Below are 13,961 nucleotides of genomic sequence, written 5' to 3'. Positions count from 1 at the left end.
TGGAAAGCCTACTTTGGAATAGCCGAAGTGTTGAGCCCTCTGCGCGAGATCGACAAATGGGTGCGGCGGCGGTTACGATGTTACGCATGGAAACAATGGGGCAGTGCGGGTTACCGCGAACTGAGGAAACGCGGGGTCACTGTGCGCGAAGCTTGGAATACGAGCAAGAGTGCACACGGGCCATGGCGCCTGAGCAAAACGCCAGCTTTGAATATGGCATTGCCCGCAAAATTGTTTCGTCAAATGGGATTGCCCGAACTGGCCACAGCCAAGGCAGCATGAAATCAACGAAGTTTCAAGGAACCGCCGGATACGTGACCCGTATGTCCGGTGGTGTGAGAGGGAGGGGCCGTGAGGCTTCTTCCTATCTCGATTAGGCCCCACGAGTACTTGTGATGCAGCTCGAAGGTGTCACCTATGCAGGCCCTCCCTTCGAGGAGAGCGACTCGGAGCTTCTAGCGGCGCTTCCTCAGAACCTCCGCGGTTTGCTTGAGCAGCTCAATGGCTTCATCCTCCACTCTGGAGGTCTGCACGTTCGCGGAGTCTGCGACTCACCCGAATGGCACAGCCTCCGGTCCGTGATGTTCGGCCCATCGGCGCTTCATCTCGCCTATCCGGCTCTCGCGGCTTCCGACGTCCCGTTCGCGCAAGATTGCGTTGCCGATCAGTTCGTTCTTAGAGCGGGCTCGGTATACAAACTCTCGAGCGAGACTGGCACGCTTGAGTCCCTCGATTTGCACCTTCCTGCCTTCTTCGAGAAAGCCACTTCCAGTCCGGTCGAGTTTCTAGGCATGCACCCGCTTTTGCGGCACGAGCGGGAATCAAGCTTGCCCCTTCTGCCGGGCCAGGTGCTTAGCGTCTACCCACCGTTCTGCACGAAGGAGGCGGCCAACGGCGTTAGCCTTCGCCCGGTGCCGGTGGCAGCGGCTCTAGGCTTTCTGTCCGAGTTCTCGGCGAGCATCCACAGTGTCTCGGAAGGCGAACAAATCCGTGTCAAAGTCGTGCCGTGAGGCCTAATCGGGTAGCCGGGAGTTTCTAACTCCCAGCCCCCACACCACCCACCGTGCGGGTCCGCAGTGGGCGGTTCAACAAGTCGGCTCGCTCGACGAAGCTTTCCCTCTTTTCTTCTTTGCCGTGTAGCCCTGTGCCTTGCACCACAGGTCTTTCACGCTGAGCAAACCTTGCTCCTGTAACCACGCGTTGGAGATGGCCTGGTTGATCACCGGGGTTCTGGACATTTGCCAGTAGCTGTTGCTGCTGCATTCGTGTTGAATCGCCGACTTCAGGCTCAGCCTTGCAGGCCGCGTCGTCGCGGAGCTCCTCCCCTTCGGACTGTCCAAGTCCGCATTGGCGGACTTGGAGCCGCAGTCCTCAGCCCAAGGCCAGCAAGTTCTTGATTTTGGTGCGCGGCCAGCGCCACTGTTTCCAGTAACACATGCGCACACGCCGTCTGATCCACTCATCCAGTTCCGGGACTGGCCGGTAGTACTGGCTGATGCCAAAGTACGCCGTCCACCCCCGAAGGTATTGCCCCAGTTTTCGCAGCCGGTACTCCATGGATACACCCCAGCTTCTGCCCGTCAGCTCCTTGATCCGGTGCTTGAAGTCGGCCAGGGCCTTGTCGGTCCAGCGTATCTTCTTGCCCTTGATCGTGAAACCCAGGAAGGCGCATTCGCTCATGGGTGCAACTTGGCTTTTGGCCAAGTTGACTTTGAGCTTGAGGGTGGTTTCCAGATACCGCGTAATGGAGTCCATCACCCGCTGTGCGGCGCGTTCGCTTTTGCTCGGCCTTGTATGCGGTTTCTGTTCATCGCCTCGCACTTTTGCTCTCGGGCTTCCTCCAGACAGGACCTCGCGGGCCTGCCCTTGCCTTCGGCCAGTGGTTAACATGGCTCTCTATGAGTCCCATTCGGTTCTCCCACAGGGGACTTTCACCCCATAAGTTCGCGCCCATGCTGGGCGCACACAAGTGCATCCAAGCGACCGCCTTCGGCGACGCCTGATGCAAGCGTTAGGCCTCGCAGTACCAACCTCGCCATGTCCACCACCATCAAAGAAGGCTATGTTCCCGGTTGTATCGGGCGCATTGTTCAACTCCATGCCAACCACTACTCCGTCGCCAATGGTTTTGGTGTCGCCTTCGAAGCAAAGGTGGCGCGAGAACTCGCTGAGTTCTGTCAAAACTATCAATCCGGGCGCGATGGCATTTGGCTCGTGCATCGCAACGGCAACATAGAAGGATCCGTCGTCATCGACGGTACACACGCAAGTACATCTGGTGCTCACCTGCGTTGGTTCATCACCACCGAGGCAATCAGAGGTCAAGGTCTAGGCACCCAACTTCTGGCAAAGGCAGTTGAATTCGTGCAAGTGTGCAGCTATCGCAAGACTTTCCTCTGGACCTTCTCTGGCCTAGATGCCGCGAGACATCTATATGAATCACACAAATTTCGACTCGTACATGAGAGTCCCGGAAACCAATGGGGATCATTGGTCACCGAACAACGGTTCGAGCGCGGCGAGGCCTAACGAGTAAGGATAGATCGCGCGTAGCGAAGCGAAGCCACGATCTGATCCGTTTATTGGACAAGCCCGGTGGTGGAAGCCGAAGTGGGCGTTTTTGCCCCCTGTAGGTTGATCCGTGGGATCGGGGCGGCGCAGGCAGACGGCGGTGTTCTGCCAGGGGGCCGGGCGCAGTGGCTGCGTTCGCCGGGTTCTTTTGGTCAGCCCATGGCTGCGAAGGCCGTTTCAGTGCTTGGATGCCTCCACCGGGCCAGCCTTGTCGGGGCGCTCGGTCTGTGGTGCAGCGCAGGGCGGTACCGCATCAGGTCGCAAGCGCCGCTTCAAGATCACCATGGCCCTGCAACAGGCGCAATGTGCGTCGGCTGTTGTGGTGCAGAAATCGCGGTAGCGGAAAGTGACCAGACCGTCTTTGCTGCTCTTGATGTCGCGCTCCGAGATCACGCCCCGGTACAGGTAGCGCCCCAGGTAACGCAGCGCGGCCTGTCCGTCACCCACGGCCTTGCAGTCCACCACCCAACGCTCGGGCAAGCCAGCGGGCAGCGTGAACCCACGCATCAGCCAGCACCGCACGCACCTTGGCCGCAAACACCTTGCCCAGCTGGACCTTGGTGCGCCACAAACGCTCTTTGGCGCTGAACGCTGCGGCGGGCATGCACACATGCACATGCGGATGGAACCCGAGTTGGCGGTTGTGCGTGTGCAGCACGGCCAGCGCGCCGGGCGTGCCCACATGGTGCACTCAAACCCGGCTTTCATGCTCGGGGGCGAGTGAAGGCGCGCAGAGCCCCCATCCCAACCTTCCCCCAGCGGGGGAAGGGGCCAGACATCCTCTCGGGCCAGCGCCTGTGTGCGGGAATGTCTTGACTCCCTCCCCCGCTGGGGGAGGGCTGGGGTGGGGGTCTGCGCAACCCGACGGCGGCGGTTAAGAAGGGCTTGTTTTTGTTGACATTCCCAAAATGAGAATGGCTTCCAGATGGCACAGCAGCTTGACGCTCTAGATGTCATACATACGATGTACATATGATCAAGTTCGAATGGGATGTGCCCAAAGCAGCGGCCAATCTCAAAAAGCACCAAGTCATCCTTCGATGAGGCGAAGTCCGTCTTCTATGGCGCGAAAGCGCGTTCTACCCAGGTGGCTAGACATGAAAGCGGAATACGACCTGTCCAAGCTGAAGGCCCGTAAAAATCCCTACGCATCAAAGCTGAAGAAGCCCGTCACCATGCGGCTCTCAGCTCTGACTGTCGTCGTCTCTTCAGCCGCGCAAGCCCGCGAAGACACGGACTTGTCTCAATCTCAGTTCGCGAAGGTATTGAGCGTCTCGGGCTGCCTCAATACCCGTCCGCAGCCGGTTCCCCCTTGCCCAGCCCATGCTTCTTGATCTTGTCCACCAGGGTGGTTTTGGGAATGCGCAGCGCCTTGGCGGTTTGGCCCACGTGGCCGGCGTGGCGTTGCAGGGCGTCGGCGATCAGGCTGCGTTCGAACTGCTCCACGGTTTCGGTCAGCGTGGGCTGCTCTTCGGGGTGCGAAGCGTCGGGCGCTGGCCCGTGCGGTGACACCCACTGCGGGCCCACGCCCAGCACCAGCGCGTCGGCCACGTTGCGCAGCTCGCGCACGTTGCCGGGCCAGTCGCGGGCCATGAGCTGGCGCAGCTGGGCCTGGGGAATTTTGGGTTGCTGGCGGCCGTAGCGGCTGGCGGCCAGCAGCATGAAGTGCTCCAGCAGCATGGGTATGTCGTCGCGGCGCTCGCGCAGGGGCGGCAGCTCGATGTTGACGACGTTCAGGCGGTACACCAGATCGGCGCGAAAGCTGCCCTGCCGCGCCCGCTCCAACAGGTCGTCTTTGGTGGCGGCGACCACGCGCACGTCCACCGACTGGCTCTGGTTGGAGCCCAGGCGCTCCAGGCTGCGCTCTTGCAACACGCGCAGCAACTTCACCTGCACGCCCTGCGGCATGCTTTCCAGCTCGTCCAGAAACAGGGTGCCGCCGTGGGCGTGTTCGATGCGACCGATGCGGCGTTTTTGCGCCCCGGTGAACGCCCCGGCCTCGTGGCCGAACAGTTCGCTGTCCAGCAGCGAATCGGGCAGGCCCCCGCAGTTCAGCGCCACATAGGGCGCTTTGCGGCGGCGCGAATGCTCGTGCAGGGCGCGGGCCACCACCTCTTTGCCGGTGCCAGTTTCGCCGCGAATGAGCACGTCCACCGGGGAATCGGCCACTTCCATGACCAGCTGGCGCACGCGGCGGATGGCGGGGGAATGGCCCACCAGCTGCCCTTCCAGGCCTTCGCTGAGCGAGAGCGCGCGGCGCAGGTTGGCCACCTCCAGCGTCAGGCGGCGCTTTTCCAGCGCGCGCTGCACCACCTCCACCAGTTGCTCGGGCGAAAAGGGTTTGGGGATGAAGTCGTAAGCGCCGCTGCGCATGGCCTGCACGGCCAGGTTCACGTCGCCGTGGCCGGTGATCATGATCACGGGCAGGTCGGGGTCGATGTCGCGCGCCTCGCAGATGACCGACAGGCCGTCGGCCCCGGGCAGGCGCATGTCGGTGACCACCACGCCGGCCAGGCCGGGCACGATGTGCGGCAGCACGGCCTCGGCCGAATCGAAGGCGCGCACGGGAATGTCGGCCAGTTGCAGCGCCTGCACACAGCCCAGCTGCATGGCGGCATCGTCTTCCACCAGAAGAACGGTGAGGGTGAGGTTCATGGGCGTGGCAAGGTATGGGGCACTTTGGGGTGCATGGCGGGTTGCCACAGCGGCACGGTGAGGGTGAAGCAGGCGCCCGCGCCGGGCACGTTGCGCGCGGTCAGGTCGCCCTGGAATTCTGCGGCAATGTCGCGGCAGATGACCAGGCCCAGCCCCAGGCCGGCACCGCTGGCTTTGGTGGTGTAGAAGGGCTCGAAGAGGTGGGTCAGGTCGGCCTCGCTCAGGCCTTTGCCGGTGTCTTGCACCTCAATGGCGATGAGCGGCGGCTCGTGCGCTGCGCGCAGTTCGGCGCTGATCAGCAGGGTTTTGCGCGGGGCGTCGCGCATGGCGTCCAGCGCATTGCCCACCAGGTTGACCAGCACCTGCTCCAGCCGGTTGGCATCGCACCAGGCGATCCACTCGCCCGGCGCGCAGCGGTTGTCCACGTCCACCTGCTCGTGGCGCTGGCGCAGCTGGAACAGAAACAGCGCCTGCTCCACCGTGCGGCCCACGTCGGTGGGCTCGGGGCGCACGGTGGATTTGCGCGAAAAGCTTTTGAGCGGGTCGATGATGCGCGCCATCTGATCGACCAGCCGGGCCACGATGGACAGGTTTTCTTGCGCCGCGCTGTGGTTGCCCCGGCGCATGAACTCGACCGCGTTGCCCGACAAGGTGCGGATGGCGCCCAGCGGCTGCGTGAGTTCGTGGGTGATGCTGGCCGCCAGCTGGCCCAGCACCGCCATCTTGCCGGCGTGCACCCGTTCGTTCTGCGCCGCGCGCAGGGTGATTTCGGTCTGCTCGCGCTCGGTCACTTCTTTGCGCAGCAGGGTGTTGGCGTCGGTGAGTTCCTGGGTGCGGCGGCCCACTTCTTGCTCCAGCGCGGCGTTGGCCTGCTCCAGCTGGCGTTTGGCGGCCTGCTTCTGGCGCTCGATGCGCCGGCGCTGCGCCCAGTACAGCGCCAGCAAGAACAGAAAGGCGACCGACACGGCGCCGCCAATGCCGTCGATCTGGGCCTGGTGGCGCACCGCGGCCAGGCTGGTGAAGATGAGCACGCGCCAGTCCATGCCGTCGAGCGAGCGGCCCAGCACCATGAAGTCGGCCCGGCCCGGCGCCTGACCCAGCGCCGCCGAGATGCGGGCGCTGTCGCCGTGCAGCAGGCCTTGCACCTCCTGGGAATCTTCGTTCACCGACAGGTCCACGCTCAGGGGAAACAGCGGCAGGCGCAGCGCGCCGTAGGTCTGGGCCAGCTGCAGGTCCACCCGGCGCTCGGTGGGCAGGGGCAGCAGCGAGGTGTAGCGCCACTGCGGCTGCGACGACAGGATGACCACCTGGTTGGCGTCGGTCACCAGGGCCGGTGCACCCAGCATGGGCCAGGTTTGTTCCAGCGCGTCCAGGCCGATCTTGATGGCGGCCACGCCCACCACCCGGGGTCCGTCGTAAATGGGGTGCGAGGCAAAGTAGCCGGCATGGCCGCCGCTGCCAATGGCGAAATGGCGCGTGGAGCGCCCGGCCAGCGCTTCCAGGTAATACGGGCGGTACGACACATCTTCGCCGCGCAGGCTGTCGTCGCGCCGCGAGGTGTTGCTCGATGCCAGCACCACGCCGCGCACATCGAGCACAAACACCGCCAGGCTGCCCAGGTGGGCATTCAGGCGGGCGAGGTAGTCGTTGGCGGCTTGCGCGTGCGCGGCCGTGGGGGCCTGCAGCAGCCGCACCACCACGGGGTTGAGCTGAATGGTGGCGGGCACCGGCTCCAGGCGGCGCACACGCGCCTCGACCACCGAGGCGAACAGGTCGAGGCGGCCGTTGGACGCGGCCCGGAGGCTGCTGGCGCCCTGGGCGAAGCTGCGCTCAAAAACCCAGTACCCGGCCGCCGCAATCAGCGCCAGCGCCACCAGCACCACCAGCGCGCGCCGCAAAGCCACCCCGGTCCAACGGTGTGGCGGGGATGGCGGCGGACCGAACGGGGGAACGGGGTGGATGGCGACCTCTTGCAAAAAACCTCAGTGCGCCAGGATCTTGGAGAGAAATTCCTTGGCCCGGGGCGAGCGCGCGTCGGGGTTGCCGAAGAACTCGTCACGGCGGCAATCTTCCACGATCTTGCCCGCGTCCATGAAGATCACCCGGTGGCTGACCTTTTTGGCGAAGCCCATTTCGTGGGTCACGACCATCATGGTCATGCCCTCCTGGGCGAGCTTCACCATCACATCGAGCACTTCGCCGACCATTTCGGGGTCGAGCGCCGAGGTCGGCTCGTCGAACAGCATCACGATCGGGTCCATGCTGAGCGCCCGCGCAATCGCCACGCGCTGCTGCTGGCCGCCCGAGAGCTGGCCGGGGAATTTGTCTTTGTGCGCCATCAGGCCCACGCGGTCGAGCATTTTCAGGCCTCGGGTCTTGGCCTCGTCGGCGTTGCGGCCCAGCACCTTGATCTGCGCCAGCGTGAGGTTCTCGGTCACGCTCAGGTGCGGGAACAGCTCGAAGTGCTGGAACACCATGCCCACGCGGCTGCGCAGCTGGGGCAGGTTGGTCTTCGGGTCGGCGATGCTGATGCCGTCCACCACGATGTCGCCCTTTTGAAAGGGCTCCAGCGCGTTCACGGTCTTGATGAGGGTGGACTTGCCCGAGCCCGAAGGGCCGCAGACCACCACCACCTCACCCTTTTGAATGGAGGTGGTGCAGTCGGTCAGCACCTGGAAGCTGCCGTACCACTTGGAAACGTTTTTGATGTCGATCATGGTTCTTCTCCAGCCGCTCAGCGGATGATGGCAATTTTCTTCTGCAGCCGACGCACCAGCATCGACAGCGAGAAACAAATGACGAAATACACGACGGCGGCGACCAGGTAGGTTTCCACCGGGCGGTTGAAGTTTTTGCCCGCCACCTCAAAGCCCTTGAGCAGGTCGTAAGCGCCAATGGCGTACACCAGCGAGGTGTCCTGGAACAGGATGATGGTCTGCGTCATCAGCACCGGCAGCATGTTGCGAAACGCCTGCGGCAACACGATGAACTGCATGGTCTGGCCGTAGGTCATGCCCACCGCGTAGCCCGCGTTCACCTGCCCCTTGGGCACGCTCTGGATGCCCGCGCGCATGATCTCGGAAAAGTACGCGGCCTCGAACACGGTGAAGGTGATCATGGCCGAGAGTTCTGCGCCCATGGGCTGCCCGATCATCAGCGGGATCAGCAGGAAGAACCACAGGATCACCATCACCAGCGGAATGGAGCGCAGCGTGTTCACGTAGAACGCCGCCGGGATCACCAGCCACTTCTTGCCCGACAGCCGCATGAGCGCCAGCACCGTGCCCAGCACAATGCCGCCAACCATGGCCACCAGGGTGAGTTGCACCGAGAAGATCAGGCCCTTGAGCACGAAGCTCTGCAGCACCGACGCATCGAGAAACGAAAAGTCGAGGTTCATGTCAGTGGCCTCCGATCATGCCGGGCACCTGCACCCTGTGTTCAATGAACAGGGCGATGCGGTTGATGGCGAAGGCGGAGATGAAATACAGACCGGTCACCGCCAGGTACACCTCGATGCCGCGCGAGGTTTCTTCTTGTGCCTGCATGGCGAACATGGTGAGTTCGGCAATCGACACGGCAAACGCCACCGACGAGTTCTTGATGATGTTCATGCTCTCGCTGGTGAGCGGCGGAATGACGATGCGAAACGCCATGGGCAGCAGCACATAGCGGTAGGTTTGCGGCAGCGTCAGGCCCATGGCCAGACCGGCGTAGCGCTGGCCTTTGGGCAGGCTCTGAATGCCCGCGCGCACCTGCTCGGCAATGCGCGCGGAGGTGAAGAAACCCAGCGCGAACACCACCAGCAGAAAGCTGGGCACGGCCTTGAGCGGCGGAATCAGCGCCGGCAGCACGTGGTACCACAGGAACACCTGCACCAGCAGCGGAATGTTGCGAAACAGCTCGGTCCACACATTGCCCACCGCCACCAGCCATTTGCTGGGTGCGGTGCGGAAAATGCCCATCACCGAGCCCACCAGCAGCGCCACCACCAAAGCCAGCACGGCCACGCTCAGTGTCCAGCCCCAGGCGGACAGCAGCCAGTCCAGGTAGGTGATGTCGCCACCCCGGCCAAAGCAGCCGGGCTGTACCTCACCCTCAATGGTGTCCTTGCAGAACACCTGCCAATCCCATGTACTCACGGTGATTCCCCTCAATAAAAATAGGGCCGCCCGAAACGGTCCGGACGGCCTGGCTCATGCCTTGGTCAAACCGGGCAAATCACTTCTTGGCGTAGTCTTCCATCGGCTTGTCGTTGGGGTTGGCCCAGGCGGCCTTGGTGTTCTCGTTCACGGGCATGCCCACCGTGGTGTTGGATGGGGCAATGGGCTGTTCGAACCACTTGGTCCACAGCTTGGCCATGTCGCCCGACTTCATCATGGCCTTCAGGCTGTCGTCCACGGCCTTCTTGAAGGCGGGGTCGTCCTTGCGCATCATGATGGCAATGGGTTCCACCGACAGCACTTCGCCCACGATCTTGAAGTCGGCCGGGTTCTTGGCCTTGGCGATGTTGCCGGCCAGAATGGCACCGTCCATCACGAACGCATCGGCACGGCCCGATTCGAGCAGCAGGAAGCTGTCGGCGTGGTCTTTGCCGAACACCTCGTCAAAGTTCACGCCGGTGGCGCGTTCGTTGCGGCGCAGCGTCTGCACGGAGGTGGTGCCGGTGGTGGTGGCCACTTTCTTGCCGTTGAGCTGGGCAATGGAGGTGATGCCGGAATTGGCCTTCACCGCAATGCGCACTTCTTCCACGAAGGTGGTCACGGCGAACGACACGTCTTTCTGGCGCGCAGCGTTGTTGGTGGTGGAGCCGCACTCAATGTCCACCGTGCCGTTTTGCGTCAGGGGAATGCGGTTCTGCGAGGTCACAGGCTGGTACTTGATGTCCAGCTTGGCCAGGCCCAGCTGCTTTTGCACATCGGCCAGCACCTTCTGGCAAATCTCGACGTGGTAGCCCACGAACTTGCCGTCACCCAGGGTGTACGACAGCGCGCCCGAGGACTCGCGCACGCCCATGGTCACGGCACCGGTGTCTTTGATTTTCTTGAGCGTGTCGCTCGTCTGGGCCATTGCGGTCGAGGTGGCCAGCACAACAGCCACAGCCAACAGGGTTTTCTTCATGGTGATTCCTTTGAGGGGGTTGGGAAAAACAAAAAACAGCGAACGAAAAACAGCGAACGGGAAACAGGGAACAACAACGGGACCGGCATCAACCCGGCACCTGGTCGGTGGGGTACTTCCAGAAATCCTTGAGCAGGTAGTTCATGGGCAGATTCAGCGAGCGGTTGGACGGCGGTATCGGGCTCTGGAACCAGCGCTCGTAAATGGCGTGCGCCTCCTGCGAGCGGATCAGGCGCTTCATCTCGGCATCGACCAGTTTTTTGAAGTCGGGGTCGTTGCGCGGCAGCATGATGGCCAGGGGTTCGATGGTCAGAAACTTGCCCACCACCTTGAAGGCCTTGGGGTCGGGGCGGCCGGCCGCCAGGCCGTACAGCAACACGTCGTCCATCACAAACCCGTCGGCCTCGCCCGAAGCCACCATGTCCACCGCCCGCGTGTGGTCGGGCGCCTCCAGCAGCGTGATGCCCAGCATGTATTCGCTGTTGGCCCGGGTCACCGCTTTCAAGGGGGTGGTGGCCTGGGTCGAGACCAGCTTGCGGCCCGAGAAGTCGCGCAGCACATCGATCGGGCTGTCGGCGCGCACCAGGTAGCGTGCGCCGGTGATGTAGTGGGGCACGGTGAACGCCACCTTCTCGCGGCGCTCGGCGTTGTTGGTGGTCGAGCCGCACTCCAGGTCGGCCGTGTTGTTTTCGATCATCGCAATGCGGTTGGACGGCGTGACCTGAACGAACTTCGTGCCCACCTGGGGCAGGCTCAGCGCCTTGCCCACCGCCTCCACCAGCTTCAGGCACAGGTCCACCGCATAACCCACCGGTTTGCCGTCGGCCCCCACGAAGGAGAACGGCACCGACGATTCGCGGTGCGCCAGCACCACCGTGCCGGTGGAGCGGATGCGGTCGAGCACCGGACCGGCATGCGCCGGCAACAACGCGGGGCCCAAGCCGATGGCGAGCAAGATCGGCCAGGCGGTGCGGACCAGAGACAGACGTGAGGACATGCGGTTTCCTTGGGTGAACGAACAGGGCGTGGAAGCAACTCAGCCCAGCGGCCGGTCGTTCGGGTTGCGGTACAGCTCCAGCAGCGACTCGGGTGCGGGCCAGTTCAGGTTCAGCCCCTTGGGCGGAATCGGCGACTGGAACCAGCGGCGGTAAATCTTCAGCGCCTCGCCCGACTGCATCAACCGCGTCAGGCTGCGGTCCACCACCGCCTTGAACGCCGGATCGTCCTTGCGCAACATGCAGGCGTACACCTCGGCGGCCATGGGTTGACCGACCACGCGCCAGTCGTCGGGCTGGTCCGCCTTGGCGCGCAAGCCGTAGAGCACGGCGTCGTCCATCATGAAAGCTTCGGCCCGGCCGCTTTGCAGCTGCGCAAACGCCTGGCCATGGTCTTTGGCGGACTCGATGTCAAAGCGCATGCCATGGGTTTCGCTGTACAGCATGAGCTGGCGCTCGCTGGTGGTGCCGGCCGTGACCAGCACGCGCCGCCCCTTCAGGTCGGACAGCTCGGCCACGCCCGAATGCTTGTGGGTGAGCAGGCGCGAGCTGGTCTGGAAAATGGACACCGAAAACGCCACGTGGCGCGCCCGCTCGCGGTTGTTGGTGGTGGAGCCGCACTCCAGGTCCACCGAACCGTTTTGCACCAGGGGAATCCGGTTTTGCGACGTGACCGGCACCAGCTTGACCGTCAGCGCCGGCAGCTTGAGTTCCTTCTGGATGCTCTGCGTGACCGCCAGCATCAGGTCCTGCGAATAGCCCACCACCTGGCGGCGGTTGTCGTAGTAAGAGAACGGCATCGACGACTCGCGGTGCCCCAGGTTGATGGTGGCGGTTTGCGAAATCTTCTGCAGCGTGGTGAGCACCGGCGTCTGCGCCTGCGCGCTCAGGACGCTGCACATCAGCCAGCAAGGGAAAAATGAGAGCAAACGGTTCATGGTTTTGGTGGGTGGTTGCCCTGCTTTACCGCAAACGCCATGCCAGTGGGTGTTAACCCTAGGAACAGGCGGTCAAAGACGCCCCAAACGCCTTCCCAGCAGCCTTTTCAAGGCCCATGGCGCGGCCGACCGAACGGAAATCCGTTTCACCCAGGGCACCCAGAAAACGGATTTCCGAACGCTGGACACATCCGACAGAGGCCTCTGGCTCCAAAGCCTGCACACCTGAAAGCCACCGCCGGCGGCGAAAGCGCATCCTGCCACCTTCAGTACAATCTGCGGCCCCGCTGCGGTGCCCTTCCACGACAGGCCCCGCGGCCCCGTTCGCTATAAAAAACGCCCCATGCATTACTCCGCTTCCCTCCACAAACTCAAGCTCATCCTCGCGGCCCAGGGCATCAAGCCTGGCGACGCTGGCGCCATCGACACGCTCTTTGGCGGCAAAGACGGTTACTACTGGTTTGGCACCGTGCGCGACATGTGCCCCGAGGGCAAAACGCTCTCTTGGGAAAACCAATACGCCATGGTGCACGCCATCCAGGCGCACGAAAACGCCACCGCCGAAGAAGACGAAATGAAGCCGCAGGTGCCCAGCGCGGCCAACATCGCCGCCCTGTCCAAACTGCTGGCCGACCCGCTCTGACGCACCGCCCGCACCGGCAACCGCATCCGCGCCGCCCCATACCGATCCACAACCGCCGCCACGCATGACCTCCACCCAATCCAGCCACACCACCCTGAGCGTTGCCGTGCTGGGTGCGGGCGCTGTGGGCTGTTTTTACGGCGGCATGCTCGCGCGCGCCGGCCACCGCGTCACGCTCATTGGCCGCCCGGCGCATGTGCAAGCCATGGCCCAGCACGGCCTGCGCATGCAAACCCTCACGTTCGATGAAACCGTGCCGCTGGCGGCCAGCACCGAAGCCAGCGCCGTGGCCGGGGCCGATGTGGTGTTGTTTGCCGTCAAGTCGCCCGACACCGAAGCCGCCGGGGAGCAGATGCGCGCGCACCTGAAACCCGGCGCGCTGGTGCTGTGCCTGCAAAACGGGGTGGACAACGCCGAGCGGCTGCGCGGTGTGCTACCCGGTGTGGCTGTGGCGGCTGCCGTGGTGTATGTGGCCACCGAAATGGCCGGCCCCGGCCACCTGCGCCACCATGGGCGCGGTGAACTGGTGATCGAACCATCTTCCCGCAGCGCCGACCTGGCGCAGGCCTTCATCGCGGCTGGCGTGCCCACCGACGTGTCGGACAACGTGCGCGGCGCGCTCTGGGCCAAGCTGGTGCTTAACTGCGCCTACAACGCGCTGTCAGCCGTGGGCCGCATCGCCTATGGCGAACTGGTGCAGCGCCCCGGCGTGCTGGACGTGATGCGCGATGTGGTGGCCGAGTGCCGCGCGGTTGCTGCGGCCGACGGCGTGGCCTTGCCCGCCGATGTGGACGCGGCCGTGCGGCGCATCGCCGAGACCATGCCGACACAGTTTTCTTCAACGGCGCAGGACCTGATGCGCGGCAAACCGAGCGAAATCAACCACCTCAACGGTTTTGTGGTGCAGCGGGGCGAGGCGCTGGGTGTGCCCGTGCCGGCGAACCGGGTGCTGTGGGCGGTGGTCAGGCTGGTGGAAAGCGCGGCCCCCGGAGCATGACCAGGGCTTGTCGGCCCGCGTCTGTCAAGGGCGCACGGTCG

The 13,961-nt window shown here is 63.8% G+C and carries 14 protein-coding genes and 1 pseudogene; 5 read left to right on the top strand and 10 right to left on the bottom strand.

All coding sequences use genetic code 11. From position 1 onward, the window contains the following. Together Q7J58_RS05540 and Q7J58_RS05535 are read left to right on the top strand one after the other, a co-directional pair. A partial coding sequence (locus Q7J58_RS05540) for a group II intron maturase-specific domain-containing protein (RefSeq protein ID WP_304824587.1) occupies positions 1 to 282 on the top strand: 282 nt, incomplete at its 5' end. 113 nt (positions 283 to 395) lie between these two features. Continuing rightward, the gene (locus Q7J58_RS05535; protein ID WP_304824584.1) at positions 396 to 1,010 is read left to right on the top strand and encodes a hypothetical protein; all 615 of its coding nucleotides are present in this window, start codon (positions 396 to 398) and stop codon (positions 1,008 to 1,010) included. A gap of 361 nt (positions 1,011 to 1,371) precedes the next feature. Here Q7J58_RS05535 and Q7J58_RS05530 read toward each other — a convergent pair whose 3' ends face one another. After that, a complete protein-coding gene (locus Q7J58_RS05530; protein WP_304824581.1) occupies positions 1,372 to 1,755 on the bottom strand; it encodes a group II intron maturase-specific domain-containing protein in 384 nt (127 codons plus the stop codon). A gap of 282 nt (positions 1,756 to 2,037) precedes the next feature. Here Q7J58_RS05530 and Q7J58_RS05525 point away from each other — a divergent pair, with 282 nt between their 5' ends. Next, complete coding sequence (locus Q7J58_RS05525; protein WP_304824579.1) at positions 2,038 to 2,529, top strand: GNAT family N-acetyltransferase; 492 nt, start codon at positions 2,038 to 2,040, stop codon at positions 2,527 to 2,529. A 372-nt stretch (positions 2,530 to 2,901) separates the two neighbouring features. Here Q7J58_RS05525 and Q7J58_RS05520 read toward each other — a convergent pair. The 9 genes and pseudogenes from Q7J58_RS05520 to Q7J58_RS05480 all read right to left on the bottom strand — a co-directional run. Continuing rightward, positions 2,902 to 3,250, bottom strand: a pseudogene (locus tag Q7J58_RS05520) (transposase); the annotation flags it as partial. Positions 3,251 to 3,855: 605 nt separating this feature from the next. Beyond that, positions 3,856 to 5,226 carry a sigma-54 dependent transcriptional regulator gene (locus Q7J58_RS05515; protein WP_304824577.1) on the bottom strand — a complete coding sequence of 457 codons (1,371 nt, stop codon included), beginning with the start codon at positions 5,224 to 5,226 and terminating at the stop codon, positions 3,856 to 3,858. Continuing rightward, on the bottom strand, positions 5,223 to 7,130 hold the full coding sequence (locus Q7J58_RS05510) for an ATP-binding protein (RefSeq protein WP_304824575.1): 1,908 nt from the start codon (positions 7,128 to 7,130) through the stop codon (positions 5,223 to 5,225). The genes Q7J58_RS05515 and Q7J58_RS05510 overlap by 4 nt, the downstream gene beginning before the upstream one ends. A 78-nt stretch (positions 7,131 to 7,208) precedes the next feature. Next, the gene (locus Q7J58_RS05505; RefSeq protein WP_177136340.1) at positions 7,209 to 7,943 is read right to left on the bottom strand and encodes an amino acid ABC transporter ATP-binding protein; all 735 of its coding nucleotides are present in this window, start codon (positions 7,941 to 7,943) and stop codon (positions 7,209 to 7,211) included. Positions 7,944 to 7,960: 17 nt separating this feature from the next. Continuing rightward, positions 7,961 to 8,626 carry an amino acid ABC transporter permease gene (locus tag Q7J58_RS05500; RefSeq protein ID WP_304824571.1) on the bottom strand — a complete coding sequence of 222 codons (666 nt, stop codon included), beginning with the start codon at positions 8,624 to 8,626 and terminating at the stop codon, positions 7,961 to 7,963. Position 8,627: 1 nt separating this feature from the next. Continuing rightward, positions 8,628 to 9,368 carry an amino acid ABC transporter permease gene (locus tag Q7J58_RS05495; RefSeq protein ID WP_304824568.1) on the bottom strand — a complete coding sequence of 247 codons (741 nt, stop codon included), beginning with the start codon at positions 9,366 to 9,368 and terminating at the stop codon, positions 8,628 to 8,630. 79 nt (positions 9,369 to 9,447) lie between these two features. Beyond that, positions 9,448 to 10,347, bottom strand: coding sequence for an amino acid ABC transporter substrate-binding protein (locus Q7J58_RS05490; protein ID WP_304824565.1), 900 nt, complete (start codon positions 10,345 to 10,347; stop codon positions 9,448 to 9,450). A gap of 88 nt (positions 10,348 to 10,435) precedes the next feature. Continuing rightward, a complete protein-coding gene (locus Q7J58_RS05485) occupies positions 10,436 to 11,326 on the bottom strand; it encodes an amino acid ABC transporter substrate-binding protein (protein ID WP_304824590.1) in 891 nt (296 codons plus the stop codon). Positions 11,327 to 11,383: 57 nt separating this feature from the next. Beyond that, positions 11,384 to 12,280 carry a transporter substrate-binding domain-containing protein gene (locus Q7J58_RS05480; RefSeq protein WP_304824562.1) on the bottom strand — a complete coding sequence of 299 codons (897 nt, stop codon included), beginning with the start codon at positions 12,278 to 12,280 and terminating at the stop codon, positions 11,384 to 11,386. A 343-nt stretch (positions 12,281 to 12,623) separates the two neighbouring features. Between Q7J58_RS05480 and Q7J58_RS05475 the strand changes: the two genes are divergently transcribed. Then, positions 12,624 to 12,923, top strand: coding sequence for a hypothetical protein (locus Q7J58_RS05475; protein ID WP_304824560.1), 300 nt, complete (start codon positions 12,624 to 12,626; stop codon positions 12,921 to 12,923). A gap of 64 nt (positions 12,924 to 12,987) precedes the next feature. Then, complete coding sequence (locus Q7J58_RS05470) at positions 12,988 to 13,920, top strand: ketopantoate reductase family protein (protein WP_304824558.1); 933 nt, start codon at positions 12,988 to 12,990, stop codon at positions 13,918 to 13,920. Positions 13,921 to 13,961 lie beyond the last annotated feature (41 nt).

The organism is Hydrogenophaga sp. (genome assembly GCF_030656115.1).
Taxonomy (GTDB): Bacteria; Pseudomonadota; Gammaproteobacteria; order Burkholderiales; family Burkholderiaceae_C; genus Hydrogenophaga.
This window is presented reverse-complemented; position numbering and strand designations above follow the sequence as displayed.